A 23,603-nucleotide genomic window follows, 5' to 3' on the forward strand; every position below is an offset into this window, starting at 1 on the left:
TCCCCGGAAGTAACGCATACCATTCACCCGCTTAACGGCAAAGCTGTTTGGTATAACCCTTAGCACCACGACGACAGGTATGATCCTGCTGCTGCTCAGTAATCACCCAGGCCGCATCGACAAAAACCATTTTCAAGCGATAGCGCTCGCTGGCCACGCTGTCATCCATCAGGCCTTTGATTTCCACGCTGACTTGGGCATGAGAAAAATCCTCCCCCTGCGAGCGCTGCTGAATATCCAGACGCTGATATTCAAACTGCCCGTCAGAGTTGCTGACTTTATCTTGCAGATAAGCCAAAGCCACTTGCACCGGATGCTGGCCCGCCTCACCCCGATAAACCACGCCAGGCGCAGCCGCAAAAGCTGCACCGCAGCATGCCAGTAAAACCAGAGCCAGCCACTTTTTCAAGACGCACTTTTCCAGGTGTCTTTTAATGTCACCGCACGGTTGAACACAATCTTTTCACCCGCGACATGGTCTTTACGATCGGTAACAAAATAGCCCAGACGTTCAAACTGATAACGGGTTTCAGGTGCTAAATCACGCGCTACGGCTTCTACATAAGCAGTGACCACTTCCAGCGATTCCGGATTAATAAACTGGCGGAAATCGACGTATTCGCCATCTGCACCGCGTACAGCATCCGGGCGGGCCTCAGTAAACAAGCGATCATACAAGCGCACTTCGGCAGGCACAGCGTGCCCGGCAGACAACCAGTGAATCACGCCTTTTACCTTACGGCCAACCGGGTTCTGCCCGAGTGTTGCCATATCCAGGCTGCATTTAAGCTCGATTACATTGCCCGCAGCGTCTTTCACCACTTCATCGCACTTCATCACGTAGGAATAACGCAAACGGACTTCGCTGCCCACGGTCAGGCGTTGCCAGCCTGCTGGTGGCACTTCGGCGAAATCATCCTGCTCCACCCAAATTTCACGCGAAACCGGCACATTACGCTCGCCAAATTCCGGGTGCTGCGGGTGATAAGGCGCAGTACGGGAGGCCGTTACACCTTCTTCATAATTGGTCAGTGTCACTTTGAGCGGACGAACTACGGCCATAATGCGCGGGCAGCTGCTTTCTAATTGCTCGCGTACTGCACCTTCCAGAATACTTAAATCAACCACGTTTTCTGATTTGGACACACCCACGCGCTGGGCAAATAATTTAATCCCCTCTGGCGTATAACCACGGCGGCGCATACCAATCACGGTAGGCATACGCGGATCATCCCAGCCTGACACCAGACCCTCATTCACCAGTGCAGCCAGCTTACGCTTGGAAGTCATGGTGTAGAGCAGCTCAAGACGCGAGAATTCGATCTGCTGAGGATGGCAATCAATGGTGATGTTATCCAGCACCCAGTCATAAAGCGGGCGGTGATCAGCAAATTCGAGCGTACACAGGCTGTGTGTAATACCTTCCAGCGCATCAGAAATGCAATGGGTGTAGTCGTACATCGGGTAGATGCACCATTTGTCGCCAGTACGGATATGATGCGCGCGCTTGATGCGGTAGATCACCGGATCACGCAAATTCAGATTTGGCGCGGCCATATCAATTTTAAGACGCAATGTTTTGCTGCCGTCGGCAAACTCGCCCGCTTTCATGCGGCGGAATAAATCCAGATTCTCTTCAACAGAGCGATCACGGAAAGGGCTGTTTTTACCAGGCACTTCAAAATTGCCACGGTATTCACGCATTTGCTCGGCATCAAGCTCACATACGAAGGCCTTGCCTGCCAGGATAAGCTCTTCTGCGTAAACATAAAGCTGATCAAAGTAATCGGCGGCATGGCGAATCTCGCCCGCCCATTCAAAACCCAGCCATTTCACATCGCTGGCAATAGCTTGCGCGAATTCTTCGTTTTCTTTCTCAGGATTGGTGTCATCCATGCGCAAATTGCACTGGCCCTGGTAATCTTGCGCTACCCCAAAGTTCAGGCAGATCGATTTAGCATGGCCAACGTGCAAATAGCCATTAGGCTCAGGCGGGAAACGCGTTTGAATGCTGGCATGCTTGCCGCTGGCAAGATCGCTTTCAATCGTGCTACGAATAAAATTGCTTACAATCGGGGCTTCATTGCTCATGTCTGAATAGGGTTCTGTAGATACTTAGATACCGTCTATTCTACCGTAACCAAGTGCAGATTGGGGTCTGGCCATGCATTACAGCGATGCGGCAATAAGCACTTGCGTGATATCTTTGCGCCTTTTTTAAAAATGGCCGGTTAACCGAGCAGCCATTCTGGCTCTGAACCACGCCATACAAGCTGACTGATAAGGATGTGAACACTATGTGGAAATGGTTATTTTTAGGCTTTTTACTTCATGTATCCTGGGCAAATGCGACCGACAAATTATCTGTTTATGTATGGAGCAACTCCATGCCCGCCAGCACCATCAAGGCCTTTGAGGCCCGCTGCCATTGCCGTGTTGAGCAAAGTTATTATGGCGACAATGAAGAGCTGCTGGCCAAGCTGGCGGCGGGCGCCAGGGGGTACGATCTGATTTTCCCTTCAACGTTTGTCCTGCCTGCGCTGATCGGCCCTAATAAGCTGATGGCCCTCGACAAAAGCAAGCTTCCGCACAGCAAAGACATCCTGCCCGCCTTTTTACGCGTGCCCTACGACAGTAATAATGCCTATCACCAGCCTTTTATGATTGGGGTAACCCTGCTGGGCTATAACGCAGAAAAATTAAAAGCAGCAGGTGTTGATCCCGGCAGCTGGGCCGCTATTTTTGACCCGGAACAACTCAAAAAAATAAAAAATAAAGTCACCGTTTTAGACAGCTCCCGCGAATTATTTGCTGCAGCGCTGATGTACCTGGGCAAAGACCCTAATTCTGGCAAGCAGGAAGACCTGGCTGCAGCCAGCGAGGTCATCCGCAAAGCCAAGCCTTATTGGGCTGCATTTAATAACGACAGCTATAGCCGCCAGCTTGCCAGCGGCAATATCTGGCTGGCGATGGGCAATAGCTCAGATTTATTTCAGGCACGCCGCGAAGTCAAAGACACTCAACGCAAATTCCATCTGGAATTTACAGCGCAAAAAGAAGGCAATGAATGGTGGATGGATACCGTCACCATCATGCGGGATGCACCAAGGCCTGATCTTGCCCATCAGTTTATTGATTTCTTGCTGGAAGGAAAAACAGCCGCTGCTCAGGCCAAGGCCAGCGGCGGCATCAGCCCGGTCAGCACCGCAGTGCCCTTTTTAGACCCGGAGCTCAGCCAGCACCCGGTGCTAAACCCTAAGCCGCAAGACTTTTCCAAATGGACTTTATTACGGGCTTACGACGCAAAGGAGCGCCGCCTGCTAAGCCGCTACTGGACAGGTATTAAGGTGCAATAAGCCTTCATAAGCAATTCAGCGTTGCTGAAACAATCAGCAACGCTGAATTTTCTGTTTAATGAATTTACAAAGTGTATAAATAAACATATAAGCGAATTGTTGTATTGCCTTTGTGCGCCATGTATAAAACAAGATGCGTTGAATAATGGAGTACACGAAGTGAATCAAGGATTAGAAGCGTTTTTTGAACGATATGGTGAGGCTTATTCAGCCTTAGACGCAAACGCAACGTCATCCATGTTTGCTTTACCCTTTATGACCATCCATCAAGGACAGGGTACGGTCTGGGAAACCATGGATTTGCTCCTGCCCGCAACTGCAAGCTTGCTGGGCTGGTTCGAGCAGCAGGGGTTTCTTGGTGCTACCTATAAAATTAAAGACATCCTGCAAGTTGACTCTCACTTTGCCACCGTCAACCTTGTTTGGTCGGTAACGCGGCTGGAATCAGACCCATGGCAATATGGCACCTGTTATCACCTCAAACGTGACGCTGATGACTGGAAAATCTACGGTGTTGTGCAGTTTGACGCCGTACCCGAGATTGAAGAGGGTATAGATGCTGCGCTCAGGCATAAGCACGCCTCACCCGCCCTGTAAAAAAGGGCTGGCCCATTCATCGCCAGCCCTCCCTCTTTGCACTTCAGACTATATTTTTACGCGGCCGCCTGCTCTGCAGGCAGTAATAAATTTATTGCAATCGCCAGCACGCTCACCAAACCTACACCCGCCAAATTAAAATCACCTATCTTCAGCATCAGACCACCAATCCCGCAGGTCAGCACCACAGAAACAATCACCAGATTGCGCGGGGCCATCAGGTTTACTTTGGCGTCGATCAGCGTTTTCAGACCAATACTGGCAATCGTACCAAACAACAGCACCATGATCCCGCCCATCACGGGCAGCGGAATCGATTGCAGCAAGGCATTAAATTTACCAAAAAAAGCCAGAATAACTGCCAGCACGGCTGCCCAGCTCATAATCACCGGGTTAAAGTTACGGGTAATCATCAGCGCACCTGTGACCTCAGAATAAGTTGTAATCGGCGGGCCGCCAATTAAACCGGCAAAGCACACACCAAAACCGTCACCAGCCAGGGTACGGTGCAAACCAGGCGATTTAGTGTAATCATCCCCGGTTACCTGCCCTACCGCCATGACTGCGCCGATATGCTCAATCGTTGGTGCAATCGCCACTGGCAGCATAAATAAAGCCGCAGCCCAATTCACTTCTGGCGTTACAAAGTGAGGCATTGCAAACCACGGTGCCGCAGCAATTGCAGTAAAATCGATTACGCCCATCAAAATCGCAGCCACATAACCAACAATGACGCCCGACAGGATCGGCACCAGGCGCAGCATCCCTCCGGCAAAAACAGAAACCAGAATCGTTGTGCCCAGAGAAATGGCCGCCAAAAACAATGAAGTATTGTAAGCCACCAACTGCTTACCGCCGCCTTGCCCCATCGCCATACCGGATGCGGCCACTGCAACAGAAAGGCCAATCACCATAATCACAGGGCCAATCACAACAGGCGGCAGCAATTTATGGATAAAGCCCATCCCGCGCCATTTAATCAGGCCTGCAATCACAAAGTACATAAAGCCCGCTGCAAATAAACCAAACTGCGTAGCGGCCTGCCCCCATGTGTGCATGGCAAAAATAATCGGACCAATAAATGCAAAAGACGACCCAAGGAAAATAGGCACCTTACGGCCGGTAATCCATTGAAAAACCAACGTCCCTACACCCGCCCCAAGCAAAGCCATTGCAGGGTTTAAGCCTGTCAGCAAGGGCACCAGAACCAAAGCCCCAAAAGCCACAAACAAGATCTGCGCCCCGGACACAAACTGCTTTAAAGCAAACCACATAAACTGCTCCCCTGACATCATTCAGATATAAAAATCCCCCTTCTTCGAGGGGGATGTTGTACCGCTTATAATTCAGATTACTTTGTCGTACCAAAAATCTTATCGCCTGCATCACCAAGGCCAGGGATAATATAACCATGCTCATTTAAATGGCTGTCTAAGGACGCCGCCACGATTTCAACATCAGGATGCGCGTCATTTACTAATTTCACGCCTTCAGGCGCAGCAACCATCACAATCGCTTTAATATCTTTACAGCCATTACGCTTTAACATATCAATGGTTGCCACCAAAGAGCCACCGGTTGCCAGCATCGGATCAATAATCAAAGCAAGGCGGTCTTCCAGATTGCCTACAAACTTTTCAAAATAAGGCTCGGGCTGCAGCGTTTCTTCATTGCGCGCCAAACCGACCACGCTGATTTTTGCAGAAGGCACCAAATCAAGCACGCCATTTAACATGCCAATCCCTGCACGCAGAATAAGCACCACAGTCAGTTTTTTACCCTTAACCTGCTGTACTTCAACAGGACCACACCAACCAGCGATCATGGTGGTTTCTAATGGCAAATCACGCGTTGCTTCATAAGCCAGTAAGCGCGCTAATTCTTCGGTGAGTAAACGAAATTTATTGGTGCTGACATTTTCTGCACGCAATAGCGCAAGTTTATGTTGAACAAGGGGGTGTTTTACGACGGTAATCTGCATGGCGAGACCCAAAAAACTAAGATAAACATTTCAGTGTAGCGCTCCTTACACAAAAGCGCATCGGTGAAAATACGACTTTTCTGAATCATGCCCGAATTTTTCCCGATTCTCTTTGCTATAAAGCAAGTGAAGGTGCCCGCTTACCCACCCCTGAACATAAAATATACCGCCCCCAACAAACAGAGCCCCGCCCATAAAAAATCAAGTTTAAAAGGCTGATTCATATAAAGCATCGCAAAAGGAATAAACACCGATAAGCTAATGACCTCCTGAATGATCTTAAGCTGCGGCAGGGTAAAGACAGTAAAGCCAATCCGATTAGCCGGCACTTGCAAAAGATATTCAAACAAGGCGATCACCCAACTCAGAAAAGCGGCCAATAACCATGGCTTACTATGTGCAAATTTCAGATGCCCATACCACGCAACGGTCATAAAAACATTTGATGCCACTAAAAGCAGGATGGATAACACGGAAGGAGGGATGTTCATTGCGACAAGAAGGCCTGTTATTTGTTAAACTCGCGCAGTTTAGCGCCTGACCAACTGTTTCGGATATACATATGACACTGCGTCGCATTGCCTTAGCCCTAGTGCCCCTCTTCTTATCCTTTGGCGTTTATGCCGGGGATGCAGAAGATATTCAACAGCTGCTTAAATCCAAACAATTGCCACAGGCGCTTGATCGTGCGGATAAATTTTTAGCAAAATCGCCTAAAGAGCCATCAATCCGCTTTTTACGCGGCATTATTCTGACCGAAATGGGCAGAACAGATGAGGGCATCAAAGCATTTACCCAATTATCCGCCGACAACCCCCAGCTTCCTGAGCCTTACAACAATCTGGCCGTACTTTATGCACAGCAAAATCAGCTGGACAAAGCACGCGCTGCCCTGCTGATGGCCATACAAACCAATCCGTCTTACGCAACAGCCCACGAAAACCTCGGTGATTTATACGCACGACTTGCATCACAGGCTTACGATAAGGCGCTGCAATTAGAAGGCAGCAACCCGGCCGTACAGGGCAAGCTCAAAATGGTGGGCAGCCTTTTTGGCAATCCATCTGCGGCAGCAAGAACCAACACCACCCCTGTTAAAACTGCACAAATTACACCAAGCGCCAAGCCCATACCTGTTGCCACACCAGAGCCTAAACCTGCCGCCACACCAAGCCCTGTACCGACAGCCAAGCCTGTGGCAGTGCCCACTGCGGCCCCGGCTGCGGCAAAGCCCACCCCAACGCCCGCCCCTAAACCTGATGCACGCGACGCTGATAAACAGCAGATCGCCAGCTCGGTAGAAAACTGGGCACAGGCCTGGAGCAAGCAAAATGTAAATGGCTACCTTGGGGCTTACAGCAGCAGCTTCAAAACCCCTGGCGGCCAAAAATTCAGTACATGGAGCGAAGAGCGCCGTCAGCGAATCAACGCACCTAAATCGATTGACGTAAAAATATCGGATATGAAAATTGATGTCGCGGATGATGGCTCGGCCAAAGTCCGCTTTCGCCAGCACTATAAGGCAAGCCATTTGTCCAGCAGCACAGGCAAAACTTTAATTTTAGAAAAATCGGGCAGCCGCTGGCTGATCCGAGAAGAACGAACAGGCTCCTGATCACGTATGAGTAGTTTGTTTATCTGGGGCAAGCGTGGTGCTTGCCTGCTTGCTCTTCTGATGCTTGCACCACCCGCCCGCCCTATTGTCTCTGACCCCGCTAAACCCCGCTTTCTTGAAGAAAAAGCAGGCATAGCGAGCAAAGGCACGCCTGAACAAAGAATTTTGTCAGCGATTGACCACATACGTAACGGCAATCTGGCCGACGCACGCGCCACAGTCGATGCTCTGCTAAAAGAACAACCCAATTACCGGCTTGCCTATTTATTATCGGGCGATCTCTACGCCATGCGCGCGATGCCGCTCAACACAATAGGCGCGGGTGCAGGCAGCACGGCAGCAGCAGAACGAATTGCAGACTTGCGAAAAGAAGCATTGGCACGGATCAGCAGCCGCATGACTCAGGCTCCACAGACACTCCTGCCTGCGCATTTACTGGTTTTTGCTCCACAGCAGCAATACGCTATTCTGGTGGATGCCGAAGCATCCCGTATTTATGTATTCAAGAATGTGGATGGCGTCCCCGTCTATGTCACCGATCATTACGCAACCATCGGCAAGCTGGGGTCAGACAAGTTCAGGGAAGGCGATCAGCGCACCCCGCTGGGGGTTTATTTTGTAAATGGCCATTTATCCAGACCCTACCTGGATAAAACACGCGGTGCTCAGGCCGATCTGTACGGCGTGGGCGCCTGGCCCATTTCATTTCCCAATGAGATAGATAAAAGTGAAGGCCGCACCGGCTCAGGCATCTGGCTGCACGGCGTTCCTGCCAATACCTATGCCCGCGCCCCTTGGGCATCAAATGGCTGCGTAGCAATGAGCAATGAAGAAATGCTCGATATTGCTCAGTATATTCAGGTAGGCCAAACGCCTGTTGTAATTGTTCCTAAGGCCGAATGGGTAACCAAAGTAGAGTGGCAATCAAGACGTGATGCTGCATTAAGCCTTGTGGATGGCTGGCGTGAAGAATGGGAATCACTCAGAACCCAGCCTTACCTTAACCGATACGCCAAACAATTTAAAAGTGATGATGGCCAGGATCTGGCACGCTGGAGCAGCCAGAAAATCAGCGTGAGCGCAGGTAAAAGCTGGAGCAAGATTCGCCTGGATAATCTGAGCATATACGCCAGTGGCGGCCCCAATCCACGCCTGACCACCAGCTTTAAACAGGATTATCGCAGTAATAATTTAGATAACCAGATGAATAAACGTCAGTACTGGCAACAGGAAGACGGCATCTGGAAAATTATTTTTGAAGGTGCAGCAGTTTAAAGGCATAAGGGTATTGGCTATTAAACCTGGCCAATACCCGAATCACTTAAATCGCAGGCCGCCAGCAAGGCACAAGCCCCTGCCCGCCCGCTCTGAAGCCCACATCCACACCCAAACCCGGCACAGCAGCCAGCTCGCCATCCAGATAAATCAGCGGGGTGCTTAACCTCATCCATGGCGGAATGCCCGCCTCCTGATAAAGCTGCTTTAATGTTTTTCGCGGGCCATGTACGGTAAGACGCATGCACTCCCCTCCGATACGCGGCCGCAACTCCAGCCGCCCACGCCTTAGCCGCTCAGGATCAATCCCATCTTCAGCCCCGCACCAGCTCAAACACCCTGATTTTAAATGGATCTCTGCCTGCCAGAGCAAAACCCCGGGCTCAATCACGCCGACTTTTGCCTGCGTAATATACAGGCGCTGCCGGTAACGCCGCACGGCACGCTGACGCCAAACCAGCACAGGCTGAGCATCAATTGCAGAAAAAAGCGCCGTTCTGATTAATTCTTCAAAAGCACGGGCATCCAGCTGCAAACCATTCTGAACCAGCCAGTATCGCAGCACATTGCGCAGACGTAATTCAGATATACCAACCGAGACATCAAACACATTGTCTTGGACACACACAGCAAAATCAGCAATTGCAACTTCCTGCAGCAGAGCATCCGCCTCTGACGCATGCTCTGCCACCCTGGCCAGAGTGGCATTTGCGCCTGGCCAGACTGTATTTAAACGCGGGAAAATTTCATTGCGCAAAAAATTGCGGTCGTAACGCGGGTCAAGATTGCTTTCATCCTCAACCCAGGCCAGACCCTGCTCTGCTGCATAGCTGGTAAGCTCAGCCCGGGTAATGCCCAACAAAGGACGCAAGATCCCCATGTGCTGATTTAAAGGGCGATATTCCGGCATCGCTGCCAGGCCACGCAAACCGCTGCCCCGCAGCATATTGAGCAATACAGTTTCGGCCTGATCATCGCAATGCTGCGCTAACAGCACGACATCACAATCCTGGCGGGCAAACACCGCATAACGCGCAGATCGCGCAGCCCCCTCAACGCCCTGCTTCAGATAGGGGGCAAGAGAGACCCGCTCCACGGCGCATTCCACACCAAGGCCGGCTGCATAATCAAAAGCAAACTGTGCCCAGGCATCCGCATTGGGCGATAAACCATGATGCACATGAATGGCGCGCAGCACAAAAGGCCGGCGTTGCCTTATGGCAGCCAGCAAATGCAGTAACACAACGGAATCAAGCCCCCCCGACAAACCCACACAGAGGGTGGAATGAGGCAAAAAGCGGGAGAGCTTTTGCTCTGCCCGCTCCAGCAAAGAACCAGACTTAAGTGATAATGGCTTATACATTGTTCAGGCTTGCAAAAAAGAATCCGTTAAAGACATGCAAGCTTGTTTTTTTAAGCACAACCATTGTCACACAGCCTTCATCGGCAAGGCATATCAGGAAACCGCTTCTTCCTTGAATTTGCCATAGCTCATCATTCGCTCAAAACGTGCATCAAGAAGCTCATCAATCGTTTTAGACTGCAGCGTTTTCAGGGTATCCGTCAGATTTTTTTTCATCGTAACCATCATCTGCTGATAATCCCGATGCGCGCCGCCTAAGGGCTCGGTAATTACCTTATCGATAATCCCCAGCGTTTTTAAACGATTTGCGGTAATACCCAATGCCTCGGCTGCATCTGGTGCTTTTTCTGCGGTTTTCCACAAAATAGACGCACAACCTTCTGGCGAGATCACCGAATAAGTAGAGTACTGCAGCATCTGCACCACATCACCCACTGCAATCGCCAAAGCTCCGCCAGATCCGCCTTCGCCAATCACCGTGCAAATCACCGGTATCCTGAGCTTAGCCATCTCAAACAGATTACGGCCAATTGCCTCTGACTGCCCGCGTTCCTCCGCACCGATCCCCGGATATGCACCTGGCGTATCAATAAAGGTAATCAGCGGGATGTTAAATTTTTCCGCCAGCTTCATCAGGCGTAAAGCCTTACGATAACCCTCGGGGCGCGGCATACCAAAATTGCGGTATTGCCGGTCTTTGGTATCCCGACCCTTCTGATGCCCGATCACCATCACCGACTGGCCGTTAAAACGAGCCAGGCCGCCGATAATCGCTGCATCATCTGCATAGCTGCGATCGCCATGCAGTTCTTCAAAATCCGTACACAGTGCCTTAATATAATCAAGGGTGTAAGGACGCTGCGGGTGGCGGGCCACCTGCGAAATCTGCCACGATGCTAATTTTGAATAGATCGTTTTTGTTAATTCCTGGCTCTTTTTTTCGAGATGGCCAATCTCTACAGAAATATCAACGGCGGAATCGTCTTGAACGAAGCGCAATTCTTCGATCTTGTTCTCAAGCTCCGCGATTGGCTGCTCGAAATCGAGAAAGGTCGTTTTCATGCTGCTCTCCTGCTGCGCGCGACTAAAGCAGCCCTGAATATAGGCTGCCCGAAAAATTCGTGGATCATACAGCAAGCAGAGCAAGCGCCCAAGATGCGCGCGCACCGAATATTTCCTGAATTCACCACACCCTCGCTAGTCCTTTGTTTCATATAGAAACTTTATTCAAAGCAAAGCATGAATAAAACAGCCGCCTTTCATAAAATCTCTCTACAAATCAAAGCTCTAATAGATAACAGAGGCAGGAAAGAACAATCTGAGCCTCTGCCCAAACACGCTCAGCACGTGCAAAAATCAGCTTCGAAACACGATGTCCGCCCGGATTCCTACTTTCTGCAAGGCCTTGCGGCTCTTAATATTCAGCACCACCGGCGCCTGAGTATTGGCCGTGATTTCACGCCCCTCTTCAAACGGGCGGGACAATAGTAATAATAAAACCGCGTCTTCGGCCTGCTCCAGCTCAATCAAAGCACACTCTTCATCGCTGAGCGACACTTCATACGTCAAACCCAGATGTTCAACCTGTACCAGGCTAAAGCTCAGATCTGCATCATCCAGAGACTGCAGCCAGCGCACACGCGGATTAGGCTGTTCTTCATGCAGCAATTTATAGCGGGTGCAATCTTCAAACCCCGGCATACCTAAAGGAAATGTCAGCACTGTTTCCGGATCAATCTCTATCTCACCAAAACGCGTATTTAATGTTTGCATGATCTATCCACGGGAAAAGTTAAAAACAATCAAAATATAATAAATACAGCCTGAGCCCTGCGCGCCGTAAGCTGACGCAATCAGCGGCGCATCACCTTACAAGACAAGGCAAATAGCCACATAGTATAGATTAAATAAGCGCGTATTTTTCTATTGCACTTTGCAAGATGCGATATTGATCCTGGTTAAAAAAATTAACACTCCCAATCCTGCCTGCTGTATTTGATTGATAATACCGCCCATTCTCAATTCCACCGGCATATTCAAACAATGAACGCATTTCAATAGCAACAGCAATCAATGCCGCTATTACCCAGCAATCACCCTACATTGTTAACCTTAGGGTGATTGGTAAGCAAATGATTAATAAACGTAATCATCCTGCTTTTTTACACGGATAACCGTCCCTTAAACCCTAAGCAAACAAACGCTTGTCGCAGGAACAATATAAATCTTCATTTCTTCAGCAATTAAAGTATAAAATGAGCAATGTTCCTGGCAAATGAGCAAGTCTTTTTCTGAGCGGAACACGGCCTTTATACTTTACAAAGATAAAAGCCATATATTTGCAGTTTACCCATTCATCTTTTGAAAATTATCATCGCCGCTTTAATCAATGGTGATCAAGGTTCTTTATGCTACGTATATTTATTGCAAGCTTATTAAGTGCTCTCAGCCTGATGGCCCACGCTGATTTAGTCGACACCATCAAGACGCGCGGCGTTTTAGTTGTAGGTATCTTGCCTGACAACCCGCCTTTTGCCAGACGCAATGACAATCAGACCTTTTCTGGCTATGACATTGACTATGCATCACTGATTGCCAGAAAAATGGGGGTTAAGCTTAAAGTACAAGATCTCGATCCCGGTGAGCGCATTACCAGCCTGAAATCAGGTAAGGTTGATATCCTGGTGGCCGCCTTCACTAAAACACCTGAGCGTGAGCGTGAAGTCAGCTGCAGCCTTGGTTATTTTGTCGCCGCACAAAAAGCCTTAACACGCAAAGGCCGCTTTACTACATCTGAATCGCTGGCGAATGCGCGTTTAGGTGCATCAAAAGGAACAACAGGCGAAACTGTATCCCGTAAGCTTTATCCTAAAGCCAGCATGACCACCTTTGCCGACATTCCCGATGCCACTCGTGCGCTTGAACAAGGCACAATTGATGCAGTGATGAATGATGAGCCAACTTTGGCCGCAGCATTAAATAAAATGCCAAACAAAGCACAATATGAAATATCAAATTACTCCAACACCACTGAAATTCTGGCTGTAGCAACTAAATTAGGTGAAAAACGCCTGATGGGCCTGATCAATGAATCATTAGTTGAATCAGAACAAAGCGGTGAAGCAGTACAAATCTTTAATCGCTGGTTTGGGCCACAAACAAATACACCATTTCCACGTACATTCCGCATTCAAAACTAAGACCGCTCCGATTAAATCCGCACACCCGAAATGCTTATCGGGGATGCGGATTTAATTCCGGATAATTGCCTGAACCAAAATAATGAAACTAAAAAGCATCATATAAAGCACAGAAAGCCCTGGAGCCACGCTTCATCTTATAAATAATAAAATACGCTCAGCCAACGCGCCCCACATCAACGGTGTTTATGCGATCTTCCCCCTCAGTTCACCAATAGAACCGGCTACTTAATCACAGCAATGCTTTGCTCACTGATTGCATAGCTTAAGCCAGGATCGATAGCAAAAATCTTACTAATGAGCGAATTGTAAATTTCAGCGGCAAAGCCAGCAAGTCACGCAATCCAATCCACGCCCCCTTAGCCCAAAATTGCCCAATCCTGAGCCTGCCATCCCACTGAAGCGCTATAGTCCTGGCATTGGCTGCGATCAAAGCAAATACCTGCCGGCCCCCAAGCAGTGCCCCCGCCCAATAAAAAAACTGCGACGCTGATACGGGCAGGATTAATCAAAGCAGAAAACGCAGAATCAGCATGAATAGTTTCACACCGAAGATAAGCAACCTGGATATTACATTGCGAGCCATCGGGCTTGCTCCGGCCATCACCCCTTAGCAAGTTCACACACAAGAGCAGAAGTGCGAATGGCAATAGCGGGCGGATCGAGAGATTGATCCTGATCGTTTTTAAAACTGAAGAAACAGTACCCCCTCCCCCGCGATCGTTTACTTAACGCTATACCTCGTCACCATCCAAGTATTCCAGCCAAAGCTGAATCCAGATGGGAGCCTGCGGGATGATGTGCCGGGTACGTGCAAGATGGTCTGTTTCAGGACAGAACATAATTTTTCCAAAGAAGATGAGTAAGCACGGCAGCATCCTCTTTTTGCTGCACCGCAACACTGAGAAACATCAATTTGCAAGCAACTACCTGCTGTTTAACAGGTCAAAAACCAATTATTACCAAGGCAAACCATCCAAGTCATTGCTGAGCAATAATATTCAAAAATACCGCGAAAAAGCCAGCAGAAAGAGCATTACTCATCACTTAACCCACGTTCTTCCTCAAAGCACTCTGGAATTTGTATTCTTCCAAACAAACCAATACCTTCGTCACGAGCAAAAAAAATGGCACTAAAGAAATCCTTTAGTGCCTTATTTCAAACCATCCTTACCAGATACGGATACGCTCTTTGCTCGGTTTATACATGCCATCGCCTTCTTTTACGCTAAAGGCTTTATAAAATGCATCGCTATTTACCGCTGCACCATTGGCACGGAATTGGCCGGGGCTGTGGGGGTCGGTCAGCAGCAATTGCAGAGTCATGGGCTCGCGCATTTTGCTGGCCCATACCTGACTCCATCCTAAAAAGAAGCGCTGCTCACCGGTGTGGCCATCTATTTTTTCGGCAGGTTTGCCCCCTAAAGATAATTGATAGGCTTTATATGCCACAGCCAAACCTGATAAATCCGCAATATTCTCGCCAAGAGTAAGTTTGCCATTAACGTGCTTACCCGGAATGGCTTCATAAGCATCATACTGAGCGACTAATTTGCTGGTCAGCGAGGTAAATTCCTTTTTATCCTGCTTTCCCCACCAGTTTTTTAAATTACCGTCGCCATCATACTGGCTGCCCTGGTCATCAAAACCATGGGATATTTCATGGCCAATAACGCCGCCAATTGCACCGTAATTAACGGCATCATCTGCCGCAGGATCAAAGAATGGCGCTTGCAATATCGCTGCGGGGAACACAATTTCATTCATACTGGGATTGTAATAGGCATTAACAGTTTGCGGTGTCATCCCCCATTTTTTGCGATCAATGGGTTTTCCTAATTTATTCAGCTCACGCGCGCTGGAGAATAACTGGGCACGTTGCAAGTTACCTAATAAATCATCTGCCTTAATCTCTAAACTACTGTAATCAATCCATTGCTCCGGATAGCCAATTTTCACAGTAAATTTGGCTAGTTTTTGCTGTGCTTTTACCTTTGTTGCGGCACTCATCCAGCTTAAATCTTTAATTGAGCTGCGATAAGATGCTAATAGGTTATTTACCATCACATCCATTTTAGCTTTTGCTTCGGGCGTAAAATACTTTGCAACATATAATTCGCCCACCGCCTCACCCAAGCTGCCGTTTGTGGCTGCAATTGCTCTTTTCCAGCGCGGCTTTTGCTCTGGCACGCCTGACAAAGCCTTCCCGTGAAAATCGAAAGATAAATCCGTATATACTTTGGGTAAAGCATTAGCGTATTGGTCTAAAACCTTAAATTTAAGCCATACTTTTACCGTAGCTAAGGGTGTTTTAGCCAGGGTTTCACTCATTGATTTGATATAGCCGGGCTGGGAAACAATAACTGGCCCTGCTTTACCTGCTATACCCATCGCCTGCCAATATTCATCCCACGCAAAATCAGGCGCCAGTTTTTTTAATTCGGCCAGTGATTTTTTATTATAGGTTTTTTGCGGATCGCGATTATCTACTTTTGTCCATTGCGCTTTGGCCAGTTCGGTTTCGAATGCCAGCAAGGATGCAACATCGACCTCTTCTTCGCCTGATAGCTTTAATAAACTTTCAACATAAGTGCTTAAGGCTTTACGTGCAGCAATGAATTTTTCATCCGATTTTAAATAATAATCCCGGTCAGGCAAGCTTAAACCCGATTGGTGGACATTCACGATGTAGGCCGTTGAATTCTTATCATCCTGCCCCACATAAATACCCAGAGGGGCATAGAGCCCAGCCTTGCTCAACAGGGCTAATTGCTCTGCCAGCGCCTTGCTATTTTTGATCGCGGCAATATCTGCAAAAATGGATTGCAAAGGCGCTAAACCACGCTGCTCAATCAAGCTTTCATTCATGTAGCTTTGATATAAATCGCCTACTTTTTTTGCGGCCGGGTCAAATGCCGTATTTTGTGCAGCCATTTCTACAATTTCACGCACCTGGGCTTCTGCGCGATCACGCAAAATTAAAAATGCGCCATGCGAGGGCTTATCGCTGGGTATTTCAGTGTTTTTTAACCATGTTCCATTCACGGCCTGATATAAATCATCCTGCACCCGGACACTTTGATCAAAATGCTCAGAATCAAGTCCGGAGCGGGATGCTGCTTGTACACCCATAGCCAAAGAGGCAGCAATCATGGTTAACACGAGCTTTTGTTTCATTCAAACCTCATCAATAAGCAGCAGGCCGCTTAGTCAATTAAAACAATCATTAAGATCAATGAATCCCAGTCTGTGGCATATAATGCCTCAAGGCTGTCCGAACATGAAAGGAAATCAGAGATGAATGATAAAATACATCTAATTTAAATAAATGAAGTACTAAAGTTTTTACGGATCAGGTCGATACTTGGCATAATGACAGTACATAAAGTCACACTGGCCAGTGACGAAGGATGACATACCATGAAAATCGATCAAAACAAGCCTCTGAATACGACGCCCAGCCGCAGCAGCGAGCGTACTGCGAGCACACCCGCCGCAAGTACGGAGCGCGCTAAAACAGACAGCGTAACGATTAATCCACTGGCGGCTAAGCTGAATCAAATCGAGCAGAACTCAAAGCCTGCTTTTGATACTGAGCGTGTTGAATCACTCAAAAAAGCCATCAGCGAAGGGCGGTTCACCGTGCGCACAGAGGCCATCGCCGGCAAAATCATTCAAAGTGCTCAAGAACTACTAGGCAAGTGAAATGACCACAGACTCGCCTTTAAATACCCTGCTGACTGAAGCCATCAGCAGCATGCAAACTTTATTAGACTTACTTCAAAAAGAACAAAGTCATTTAATTGCCAATGAACTGGATCCACTGCTGGTACTCACTACAGAGAAACAGGCCTCAGCAATCGATGCTGAGCACGCCGGACAAGCGCTCAGTCAGTTCTTCAGTGCTCAGGGCATTGATCCGCAGCATGATGCCAATACATGGATCACAGAGCAGCACCCTCATGCACTGAGCCAGTGGCAGACACTTTTAGAAATCACCCGTCAGGCATCCGCATTTAACAGCAGTAATGGCAAATTAATTGAAACCCGCCAGCAGCTGATTAATGGCTTTATGCAGCAAATTTTAGATGCCAGCCACAGCCGTCCGCTTTATGCTCCGGATGGCAAATTTACCTCGCTGCCGCAAGGACAAAGACGCGATTTAGCCTAAGGGTTGAGGGCCATCAGGCTGCGCCCGCCTTCAAAGCGTTGTGCAAAATACGGGGTGGATAACGATTCAACCCTTATTTTTCCTTTAGATGACGGCGCATGAATAAAGCGCCCGTCTCCCAAGTAAATTCCCATATGTGAAAACGCTCTGCCCAGTGTATTAAAAAACACAAGATCTCCTGCCTGCAATTGATCGCTTGCAACAGGCCGGGCCAGGCTGGCAATTTGTGCCGCATTATGCGGCAGCACCGCACCTACAGCATTTTTGTACACAAAGCTCACCATACCACTGCAATCCAGGCCCGCTTCCGGATTACTACCCCCAAACTGATAACTGACATCCAGCAGGCCCAGCGCGTACATGACGATCTCGCGCCCCGCCCCTGCTGCCTGAATATTGCTCAAGGATTTAGATGCCGGGTAAGCCACTTTGGTGCGGGTAGGCGTGGAGCTGCATGCGCTTAACACCAAAATACTCAGCAAAATAATCTTTCTCAATCTGAATCCTTTAACAAACTCAGCCATCCACTGGATTTTCAGGTGTAGGCAAAATCAATTGATAAAAAGCTAAATCCAGCCAGCGGCCAAATTTAAATCCTGATTGTTTAATCGTGCCTGCATGGCTAAAGCCAAGCTGCAGGTGCAGCGCAATGCTCGCGGTGTTTTCAGCATCGATTCCGCCAATTAAGGTGTGATAACCCTGCTCCTGCGCTTTTTCAATAATAAGCAGTAATAGTTTTTTACCCAAACCCTGGCCACGATAATCAGGATGGATATAAATTGAATGTTCAATAGCATATTTATAGGCCGGGCGCACTCTGAATGCACCATAGCTGGCAAAGCCTAATAAAACACCCGCATTATTTTCAAATCCCAGCACAGGTAATTGTCTGGCTTCTTTATCAGCAAACCAATCTACCATACTGGCTAATGGCCTTGGGGTGTAATCATAAAGCGCCGTAGAGTTTTCAATCGCTTCATTGAATATATAGAGAATTTGCTCGGCATGCCGTGCATAAGTACAAGAAACAATCCGCATTATTTACTCTTAGCTTGTTTAATTTAATCAAAAAAAAACACCTCAGGAGCAATCCTTCGGTGTTTTTTTGCAAAAACAGCCCTCTGCAAGAGAAGGCAGCAATCTGTTAAGAGTGCGAACGCTTGTAATCTACATCGCAATCGGTCAGTACAATCACACGAGGATGTGTCTGCAAGAAAGAAGCCGGCACTTGGGTGGTGATTGGGCCATTTAAAGTTCGGTCAAGGATTTCAGCTTTTTCTGCGCCTTTAACCACGAGCAGAATTGATTTTGCGTGCAAAATAGAACCCATGCCCATTGTTAATGCATGCGTTGGCACTTCATCAATGCTGTTAAAAAAGCGTTTATTGGCTTCACGTGTTTCCGGTTTTAAAGTCACTTTATGGGTAAAGCGCGATAAGGCTTCATCAGGTTCATTAAAGCCAATATGGCCATTATGCCCGATCCCCAAGATTTGCATATCAACAAGGCCTTTCTGATAAATCAGCTCATCATAACGACGGCCTTCTTCATCCAGATCTTCGGCATTGCCATTTGGCACATAGGTATTTTCAGTGCGAATGTCGATATGATTAAACAGGTGGCTATTCATAAAGCTGCGATACGATTCCGGATGAGTAACTGGCAAACCAGCATATTCATCCAAATTAAATGTTGTTACTTCTTTAAAGCTCACCAGCCCCTGCTGATACGTCTTTACTATTTCCTGGTAAATGCCAACAGGGGTGCTACCTGTTGCCATACCGAGGATTGCATTAGGCTTGGTGCGGACAATAGACAGTAATAAATCAGCACCTACGCGATTCAGTTCATTTTGATCTTTGAATTTATGTAAAATCATGATTGTGTGAATTCCGAAATAAGTAAAACAACCTAGATACTATACGTCAACTGAATAAGATTTGTTGATGCAAACCACATCCCGCACAAAAAATCAGGAAAATAACCAGGGTTGTCCGATTTTTCGCTGCGCTTCAAAAGCTTTAATCTCTTCTGAGTGATGCAAAGTTAAACCAATTTCATCTAAACCATTTTGCAGGCAATGCTTGCGATGACCGGTAATGTCAAAAGCAAACACCTGGCCTGAAGGCGTTGTAACGGTTTGAGCCCGCAAATCCACATTCAGGCGATAACCTTCAGTGGCTACGCTTTCTGTAAACAGCTGTTCAACAATGGCGCTATCCAAAACAATCGGCAGCAGGCCATTTTTGTAACAATTATTAAAAAAGATATCGGCAAAGCTGGGTGCAATTACCACACGAAAGCCATAATCTTCAATTGCCCACGGTGCATGCTCGCGGCTGGAGCCGCAGCCAAAGTTGTCTCTGGCCAGTAAGACTTCCGCTCCCTGATAACGCGAAAAGTTCAACACAAAATCAGGATTAGGCTTGCGCTGGCTGTTATCCATTCCCGGCTCACCGTGATCCAGATAACGCCATTCATCAAACAGATTCGGGCCAAAACCAGAGCGCTTAATCGACTTTAAAAACTGCTTTGGGATAATGGCATCGGTATCCACATTGGCGCGATCCAGCGGACACACCAAACCATTTAATTGAGTGAATGCTTTCATTTACTGGCCGCCTTTTCGATGGCTTCGCCACCTTTTTTAATATCTTTGCCCATGCCCGACACCGTATTACAGGCCGTAAGCCCCAGCATCAGAACCATCAGAGTCAGCGTTGCAATTTTTTTCATCCTTGATCTCCTTAGGCGGACTGGCGCACATCAACAAAGTGGCCTGCAATCGCCGCAGCCGCAGCCATTTCCGGGCTTAATAAATGTGTGCGCCCGCCCTGGCCCTGACGGCCTTCAAAATTACGGTTACTGGTTGAAGCACAGCGCTCGCCCGGCTCTAAGCGATCCGCATTCATCGCAAGACACATAGAGCAGCCCGGCTCACGCCATTCAAAACCTGCCGCGATAAAGATTTTATCCAGGCCTTCGGCCTCTGCCTGCGCTTTTACAAGACCAGAGCCCGGCACCACCAGCACCAGCTTCACATTAGCGGCCTTGGTTTTGCCCCTGGCAATGCCTGCGGCAGCACGTAAATCTTCGATACGGGAGTTGGTACAGGAGCCGATAAATACTTTATCAATCTGAATATCAGTCAGCGGCGTATTGGCGGTCAGGCCCATATACTGCAACGCGCGCTCATAGCTGCCACGCTTGACCAGATCCGGCTCTGCAGCAGGATCCGGCACCGCGCCAGAGATGCCCAAAACTTGTTCTGGCGATGTGCCCCAAGTGAGCTGCGGCTCGATTTCTGCGGCATCCAGCGTAACCAGTGCATCAAATACCGCGCCTTCATCAGAGACCAGTGTTTTCCAATGCGCGACCGCAGCATCCCATTGCGCGGCATTGGGTGAATAAGGCCGGCCTTTGAGGTAGTCAATGGTTTTTTCATCAACGGCCACCATGCCTGCACGGGCACCCGCCTCAATCGCCATATTACACAGCGTCATCCGCCCTTCGATAGAAAGCGAGCGGATCGCCTCGCCGCCAAATTCAATCGCATAGCCCGTGCCGCCTGCCGTGCCTACTTTGCCAATAATGGCCAGCGCCACATCTTTTGCTGTTACACCCCGGCCCAGAACGCCATCCACGCGAATCAGCATGGCTTTCGACTTTTTGGCAACCAGCGTTTGCGTGGCCATCACATGCTCAACTTCCGAGGTACCAATACCGTGCGCAAGCGCAGCAAATGCGCCATGTGTGGAAGTGTGGCTGTCACCACAGACCACCGTCATTCCTGGCAGGGTTGCGCCATTTTCCGGGCCAACCACGTGCACAATGCCTTGCTTCTGATCTTTAAAGGGATAATAAGCCAGCGCGCCAAATTCTTTGATATTGGCATCCAGTGTTTCTACCTGCAGCCGTGAGATCGGGTCTTGAATACCCTTATCCCAATGATCAGTTGGCGTATTATGATCGGCAGTCGAAACAATCGAAGACTTGCGCCATAGCGTTCTGCCCGCTAACTTCAAGCCTTCAAAAGCTTGCGGGCTGGTGACTTCATGCACCAGGTGACGATCAATATAAATTAGGCAAGTGCCATCGTCTTCAGTACGAATAACGTGGGAATGCCAAAGTTTGTCATAAAGTGTCTGAGCCATGGCGATAGTCTGGAAAAGTCAGGGTCTTCGAAACTAGCATAGAAGGCCTTTTGCCACAACCGTGTAAGCAAGACTTATGCCGATGTAGTTTAAATAAAAGAATTACACACCACTTCAAATACCACAGGAAAGGAAACCTCTATGCACAGACCACTTCTCGCCCTGATGCTGCTTGCCAGCGGCTGGGTTCAGGCCGCATCTTGCCAGAGCGTAGCAGAAGGATTAAACCGTCAGCTGCGCCCTGGCACCAGTGCCAGCGAGCTGACAGAAATACTCAGCAGTCTGAATCAGCAAGGCCGCCTGCCCGCCAAATTTGTCACTAAACGCGAAGCACAGGCCGCAGGCTGGCGCCCTGGCAGCAGCCTCTGGCAAAGCCTGCCCGGCAAATCCATTGGTGGCGATCGTTTTGGCAACCGTGAAAACCGCCTGCCGCGCGGTCAGTATCAGGAAGCAGATTTAGACTACCAGGGCGGAAAACGCGGTGCAAAGCGCATTGTATTCAGCAAAAATGGCCCGCGCTTTATTACAGTCGATCATTATCAAACCTTTACTGAGGTGGCAGCATGTCAATAAGCCAACGCGTCGTACTCCGACATATTTACAAGCTCAATGACGCTTACCAGCAACTGGCCGAGCAACTGGATTTTTCCAGCGATTTCATCAATAACCTGGATGCACTTTACGATGAGCTGAGTGGCAATCTGGAAGGCCCTATCCAGATCACATGGGAAAACACCATGGAAGCGCAAGCCGCGCTGGGCGAGGAAGACTACGCGGCCTTACTTGCAGTATTCAACGATGCGATCGCAGACCGGGATGATTTAAGCATTATCCTGAAGCCATAGGCACTGCAGACGTTTGATTGATGCACGGTGCAAAAACCGTGCACGCCAGTGATGGGGGGCATGGGCTGCACAGCGTAAAAAAACGCTCATCGCACTCGCAGCGCCCTGCGTCATTTAACTTGTTCAGCCCGAAAACTTGCAGCCACTGCAGCCGTAAATGAAACCTGGTGCATTGCAGCAAAACAAACTTGGATCATTGCCTGCTCTTTCCTATACTCAGGCTCTGGCAAAAAAAGCTTAAAAGCACTGCCAGAGCCATGATCTGTTTTCTGCTGCAAAACCCGGGGAGGTCTTATGGATTTTGAATATCAAAATTATCCAAAAAAAATAAATATAGGCTGTGGTTATGATTTAAAAACCGGTTATCTGAATATTGATTTAAATGAATATCACCAGCCTGATTTAGTCGCCGACTGTACCCAGCTCAAATGTCTGCCTTCTGCCTATTACGAATATATTCTGGCTAACGATATACTCGAACACATCCCCAGATTAAAAACCAGCACCACATTAAGAGAATGGAACCGCCTGCTCGCCCATGGTGGCATGCTTGAATTGCAAATCCCCAATGTAATTGGCTTGTTAAGTCTTTTAAAAAAACCAGAAAACCAGACACTGGCCAAACATGAAGAGCTTTTGCGCTGCCTGTTTGGCACGCAATGCTATAACGGCGATTTTCATTTTATTGGTTTTACCGAAATCACCATTAAAAATGCCTTGTATGAAGCTGGCTTCACCATCAAAAGCCTGAATTCCGTTGATGACTGGCTGTTTAATGTAAAAGCCGTTAAAACAGGCGAGCCCCTGCACGATGGCCTGATCGATATTCAGGAAGATGATGATTTTTTATTTGCCGCCTTTATGCACTTACTCAAACGCAAACCAGACAGTGGCGGGTTTGATCATTACAAAGCGCAATTAAGCAAAGGCATGGAAAGAGAAGCCATTGTAGAAAACATCAAGGGCAGCCAGGAATATATTCAGTTAAATAAAACAACTCAGACTCAGATATAAAAAAGCGCCGCCCGAGGGCGGCGCTTTTCATC

General features: G+C 48.4%; 26 protein-coding genes. 11 read left to right on the forward strand and 15 right to left on the reverse strand.

The window, feature by feature from the left end:
- Positions 1-31: 31 nt before the first annotated feature.
- Both HA050_RS18630 and HA050_RS18635 read right to left on the reverse strand, forming a co-directional pair.
- Positions 32-409, reverse strand: a complete 378-nt coding sequence (locus HA050_RS18630) for a hypothetical protein (protein WP_166829578.1) — start codon at positions 407-409, stop codon at positions 32-34.
- Positions 406-2,091 carry a glutamine--tRNA ligase/YqeY domain fusion protein gene (locus HA050_RS18635; RefSeq protein WP_166829580.1) on the reverse strand — a complete coding sequence of 562 codons (1,686 nt, stop codon included), beginning with the start codon at positions 2,089-2,091 and terminating at the stop codon, positions 406-408. Before HA050_RS18635 ends, HA050_RS18630 begins: the two co-directional genes overlap by 4 nt.
- Before the next feature lie 206 nt (positions 2,092-2,297).
- Here HA050_RS18635 and HA050_RS18640 point away from each other — a divergent pair, with 206 nt between their 5' ends.
- Together HA050_RS18640 and HA050_RS18645 are read left to right on the forward strand one after the other, a co-directional pair.
- Positions 2,298-3,356 carry an ABC transporter substrate-binding protein gene (locus HA050_RS18640; RefSeq protein ID WP_166829583.1) on the forward strand — a complete coding sequence of 353 codons (1,059 nt, stop codon included), beginning with the start codon at positions 2,298-2,300 and terminating at the stop codon, positions 3,354-3,356.
- Positions 3,357-3,515: 159 nt separating this feature from the next.
- On the forward strand, positions 3,516-3,953 hold the full coding sequence (locus tag HA050_RS18645; RefSeq protein ID WP_166829585.1) for a DUF6841 family protein: 438 nt from the start codon (positions 3,516-3,518) through the stop codon (positions 3,951-3,953).
- Between the two features lie 56 nt (positions 3,954-4,009).
- Here the strand turns inward: HA050_RS18645 and HA050_RS18650 are convergent, their stop codons facing one another.
- From HA050_RS18650 to HA050_RS18660, 3 genes are all read right to left on the reverse strand, one after another.
- Positions 4,010-5,227, reverse strand: a complete 1,218-nt coding sequence (locus HA050_RS18650) for a uracil-xanthine permease family protein (protein WP_166829588.1) — start codon at positions 5,225-5,227, stop codon at positions 4,010-4,012.
- Positions 5,228-5,304: 77 nt separating this feature from the next.
- On the reverse strand, positions 5,305-5,934 hold the full coding sequence (upp, locus tag HA050_RS18655; protein WP_166829591.1) for a uracil phosphoribosyltransferase: 630 nt from the start codon (positions 5,932-5,934) through the stop codon (positions 5,305-5,307).
- Between the two features lie 140 nt (positions 5,935-6,074).
- Positions 6,075-6,425 carry a DMT family protein gene (locus tag HA050_RS18660; protein WP_166829594.1) on the reverse strand — a complete coding sequence of 117 codons (351 nt, stop codon included), beginning with the start codon at positions 6,423-6,425 and terminating at the stop codon, positions 6,075-6,077.
- A 71-nt stretch (positions 6,426-6,496) separates the two neighbouring features.
- Here HA050_RS18660 and HA050_RS18665 point away from each other — a divergent pair, with 71 nt between their 5' ends.
- Together HA050_RS18665 and HA050_RS18670 are read left to right on the forward strand one after the other, a co-directional pair.
- A complete protein-coding gene (locus HA050_RS18665; protein WP_166829597.1) occupies positions 6,497-7,549 on the forward strand; it encodes a L,D-transpeptidase Cds6 family protein in 1,053 nt (350 codons plus the stop codon).
- A gap of 6 nt (positions 7,550-7,555) precedes the next feature.
- Entirely contained in the window at positions 7,556-8,824 is a 1,269-nt protein-coding gene (locus tag HA050_RS18670) for a L,D-transpeptidase family protein (protein WP_166829599.1), read from the forward strand.
- A 46-nt stretch (positions 8,825-8,870) separates the two neighbouring features.
- On the opposite strand, the gene tilS is transcribed toward HA050_RS18670, so the two are convergent.
- From tilS to fliW, 3 genes are all read right to left on the reverse strand, one after another.
- Entirely contained in the window at positions 8,871-10,187 is a 1,317-nt protein-coding gene (gene tilS / locus HA050_RS18675) for a tRNA lysidine(34) synthetase TilS (protein WP_166829602.1), read from the reverse strand.
- Positions 10,188-10,280: 93 nt separating this feature from the next.
- Complete coding sequence (locus HA050_RS18680; RefSeq protein WP_166829604.1) at positions 10,281-11,249, reverse strand: acetyl-CoA carboxylase carboxyltransferase subunit alpha; 969 nt, start codon at positions 11,247-11,249, stop codon at positions 10,281-10,283.
- 294 nt (positions 11,250-11,543) lie between these two features.
- The gene (gene fliW / locus HA050_RS18685; RefSeq protein WP_166829607.1) at positions 11,544-11,960 is read right to left on the reverse strand and encodes a flagellar assembly protein FliW; all 417 of its coding nucleotides are present in this window, start codon (positions 11,958-11,960) and stop codon (positions 11,544-11,546) included.
- A 635-nt stretch (positions 11,961-12,595) separates the two neighbouring features.
- On the opposite strand from fliW, the gene HA050_RS18690 reads away from it, so the two are divergent.
- Positions 12,596-13,387 carry a transporter substrate-binding domain-containing protein gene (locus HA050_RS18690; protein WP_166829610.1) on the forward strand — a complete coding sequence of 264 codons (792 nt, stop codon included), beginning with the start codon at positions 12,596-12,598 and terminating at the stop codon, positions 13,385-13,387.
- A 795-nt stretch (positions 13,388-14,182) separates the two neighbouring features.
- Positions 14,183-14,524, forward strand: a complete 342-nt coding sequence (locus HA050_RS18695) for a hypothetical protein (protein WP_166829613.1) — start codon at positions 14,183-14,185, stop codon at positions 14,522-14,524.
- A 33-nt stretch (positions 14,525-14,557) separates the two neighbouring features.
- Here HA050_RS18695 and HA050_RS18700 read toward each other — a convergent pair whose 3' ends face one another.
- Positions 14,558-16,564, reverse strand: a complete 2,007-nt coding sequence (locus HA050_RS18700) for a M13 family metallopeptidase (protein WP_166829616.1) — start codon at positions 16,562-16,564, stop codon at positions 14,558-14,560.
- A 243-nt stretch (positions 16,565-16,807) separates the two neighbouring features.
- Here HA050_RS18700 and flgM point away from each other — a divergent pair, with 243 nt between their 5' ends.
- The gene (gene flgM / locus HA050_RS18705) at positions 16,808-17,092 is read left to right on the forward strand and encodes a flagellar biosynthesis anti-sigma factor FlgM (RefSeq protein ID WP_166829619.1); all 285 of its coding nucleotides are present in this window, start codon (positions 16,808-16,810) and stop codon (positions 17,090-17,092) included.
- Between the two features lies 1 nt (position 17,093).
- Positions 17,094-17,558, forward strand: coding sequence for a flagella synthesis protein FlgN (locus HA050_RS18710; RefSeq protein WP_166829622.1), 465 nt, complete (start codon positions 17,094-17,096; stop codon positions 17,556-17,558).
- Here HA050_RS18710 and HA050_RS18715 read toward each other — a convergent pair.
- The 6 genes from HA050_RS18715 to leuC all read right to left on the reverse strand — a co-directional run bounded on the left by HA050_RS18715 (position 17,555) and on the right by leuC (position 21,712).
- Positions 17,555-18,055: a C40 family peptidase gene (locus tag HA050_RS18715; protein WP_240929174.1), complete on the reverse strand. Its 501-nt coding sequence runs from the start codon at positions 18,053-18,055 to the stop codon at positions 17,555-17,557. The genes HA050_RS18710 and HA050_RS18715 overlap by 4 nt on opposite strands.
- Positions 18,056-18,074: 19 nt before the next feature.
- The gene (locus HA050_RS18720) at positions 18,075-18,596 is read right to left on the reverse strand and encodes a GNAT family N-acetyltransferase (protein WP_166829627.1); all 522 of its coding nucleotides are present in this window, start codon (positions 18,594-18,596) and stop codon (positions 18,075-18,077) included.
- A 106-nt stretch (positions 18,597-18,702) separates the two neighbouring features.
- On the reverse strand, positions 18,703-19,437 hold the full coding sequence (gene nagB / locus HA050_RS18725) for a glucosamine-6-phosphate deaminase (protein WP_099396242.1): 735 nt from the start codon (positions 19,435-19,437) through the stop codon (positions 18,703-18,705).
- Positions 19,438-19,530: 93 nt separating this feature from the next.
- The gene (leuD, locus tag HA050_RS18730) at positions 19,531-20,169 is read right to left on the reverse strand and encodes a 3-isopropylmalate dehydratase small subunit (protein WP_166829630.1); all 639 of its coding nucleotides are present in this window, start codon (positions 20,167-20,169) and stop codon (positions 19,531-19,533) included.
- A complete protein-coding gene (locus HA050_RS18735; RefSeq protein ID WP_099396244.1) occupies positions 20,166-20,294 on the reverse strand; it encodes an entericidin A/B family lipoprotein in 129 nt (42 codons plus the stop codon). Before HA050_RS18735 ends, leuD begins: the two co-directional genes overlap by 4 nt.
- An 11-nt stretch (positions 20,295-20,305) precedes the next feature.
- Positions 20,306-21,712: a 3-isopropylmalate dehydratase large subunit gene (leuC, locus tag HA050_RS18740; protein WP_166829632.1), complete on the reverse strand. Its 1,407-nt coding sequence runs from the start codon at positions 21,710-21,712 to the stop codon at positions 20,306-20,308.
- 141 nt (positions 21,713-21,853) lie between these two features.
- Between leuC and HA050_RS18745 the strand changes: the two genes are divergently transcribed.
- The 3 genes from HA050_RS18745 (at position 21,854) to HA050_RS18755 (ending at position 23,571) form a co-directional block, all read left to right on the forward strand.
- A complete protein-coding gene (locus tag HA050_RS18745) occupies positions 21,854-22,285 on the forward strand; it encodes a ribonuclease domain-containing protein (protein ID WP_166829635.1) in 432 nt (143 codons plus the stop codon).
- Positions 22,276-22,557, forward strand: a complete 282-nt coding sequence (locus HA050_RS18750; protein ID WP_166829638.1) for a barstar family protein — start codon at positions 22,276-22,278, stop codon at positions 22,555-22,557. Before HA050_RS18745 ends, HA050_RS18750 begins: the two co-directional genes overlap by 10 nt.
- Positions 22,558-22,851: 294 nt before the next feature.
- A complete protein-coding gene (locus tag HA050_RS18755) occupies positions 22,852-23,571 on the forward strand; it encodes a DUF4214 domain-containing protein (RefSeq protein WP_166829641.1) in 720 nt (239 codons plus the stop codon).
- Positions 23,572-23,603 lie beyond the last annotated feature (32 nt).

The sequence above is a fragment of the Iodobacter violaceini genome (assembly GCF_011601265.1).
Taxonomy (GTDB): domain Bacteria; phylum Pseudomonadota; class Gammaproteobacteria; order Burkholderiales; family Chitinibacteraceae; genus Iodobacter; species Iodobacter violaceini.

What these genes read in the sequence shown, in the direction of transcription:
- HA050_RS18660 (WP_166829594.1), bottom strand. Translation starts at nt 6,425, where the DNA reads ATGAACATCCCTCCTTCCGTGTTATCCATCCTGCTTTTAGTGGCATCA.
- HA050_RS18700 (WP_166829616.1), bottom strand. Translation starts at nt 16,564, where the DNA reads ATGAAACAAAAGCTCGTGTTAACCATGATTGCTGCCTCTTTGGCTATG.
- HA050_RS18710 (WP_166829622.1), top strand. Translation starts at nt 17,094, where the DNA reads ATGACCACAGACTCGCCTTTAAATACCCTGCTGACTGAAGCCATCAGC.
- upp (WP_166829591.1), bottom strand. Translation starts at nt 5,934, where the DNA reads ATGCAGATTACCGTCGTAAAACACCCCCTTGTTCAACATAAACTTGCG.
- HA050_RS18670 (WP_166829599.1), top strand. Translation starts at nt 7,556, where the DNA reads ATGAGTAGTTTGTTTATCTGGGGCAAGCGTGGTGCTTGCCTGCTTGCT.
- HA050_RS18755 (WP_166829641.1), top strand. Translation starts at nt 22,852, where the DNA reads ATGGATTTTGAATATCAAAATTATCCAAAAAAAATAAATATAGGCTGT.
- leuC (WP_166829632.1), bottom strand. Translation starts at nt 21,712, where the DNA reads ATGGCTCAGACACTTTATGACAAACTTTGGCATTCCCACGTTATTCGT.
- HA050_RS18690 (WP_166829610.1), top strand. Translation starts at nt 12,596, where the DNA reads ATGCTACGTATATTTATTGCAAGCTTATTAAGTGCTCTCAGCCTGATG.
- HA050_RS18640 (WP_166829583.1), top strand. Translation starts at nt 2,298, where the DNA reads ATGTGGAAATGGTTATTTTTAGGCTTTTTACTTCATGTATCCTGGGCA.
- flgM (WP_166829619.1), top strand. Translation starts at nt 16,808, where the DNA reads ATGAAAATCGATCAAAACAAGCCTCTGAATACGACGCCCAGCCGCAGC.
- HA050_RS18635 (WP_166829580.1), bottom strand. Translation starts at nt 2,091, where the DNA reads ATGAGCAATGAAGCCCCGATTGTAAGCAATTTTATTCGTAGCACGATT.
- HA050_RS18665 (WP_166829597.1), top strand. Translation starts at nt 6,497, where the DNA reads ATGACACTGCGTCGCATTGCCTTAGCCCTAGTGCCCCTCTTCTTATCC.
- nagB (WP_099396242.1), bottom strand. Translation starts at nt 19,437, where the DNA reads ATGATTTTACATAAATTCAAAGATCAAAATGAACTGAATCGCGTAGGT.
- HA050_RS18750 (WP_166829638.1), top strand. Translation starts at nt 22,276, where the DNA reads ATGTCAATAAGCCAACGCGTCGTACTCCGACATATTTACAAGCTCAAT.
- leuD (WP_166829630.1), bottom strand. Translation starts at nt 20,169, where the DNA reads ATGAAAGCATTCACTCAATTAAATGGTTTGGTGTGTCCGCTGGATCGC.
- fliW (WP_166829607.1), bottom strand. Translation starts at nt 11,960, where the DNA reads ATGCAAACATTAAATACGCGTTTTGGTGAGATAGAGATTGATCCGGAA.
- HA050_RS18720 (WP_166829627.1), bottom strand. Translation starts at nt 18,596, where the DNA reads ATGCGGATTGTTTCTTGTACTTATGCACGGCATGCCGAGCAAATTCTC.
- HA050_RS18735 (WP_099396244.1), bottom strand. Translation starts at nt 20,294, where the DNA reads ATGAAAAAAATTGCAACGCTGACTCTGATGGTTCTGATGCTGGGGCTT.
- tilS (WP_166829602.1), bottom strand. Translation starts at nt 10,187, where the DNA reads ATGTATAAGCCATTATCACTTAAGTCTGGTTCTTTGCTGGAGCGGGCA.
- HA050_RS18680 (WP_166829604.1), bottom strand. Translation starts at nt 11,249, where the DNA reads ATGAAAACGACCTTTCTCGATTTCGAGCAGCCAATCGCGGAGCTTGAG.
- HA050_RS18745 (WP_166829635.1), top strand. Translation starts at nt 21,854, where the DNA reads ATGCACAGACCACTTCTCGCCCTGATGCTGCTTGCCAGCGGCTGGGTT.
- HA050_RS18650 (WP_166829588.1), bottom strand. Translation starts at nt 5,227, where the DNA reads ATGTGGTTTGCTTTAAAGCAGTTTGTGTCCGGGGCGCAGATCTTGTTT.
- HA050_RS18695 (WP_166829613.1), top strand. Translation starts at nt 14,183, where the DNA reads ATGATGTGCCGGGTACGTGCAAGATGGTCTGTTTCAGGACAGAACATA.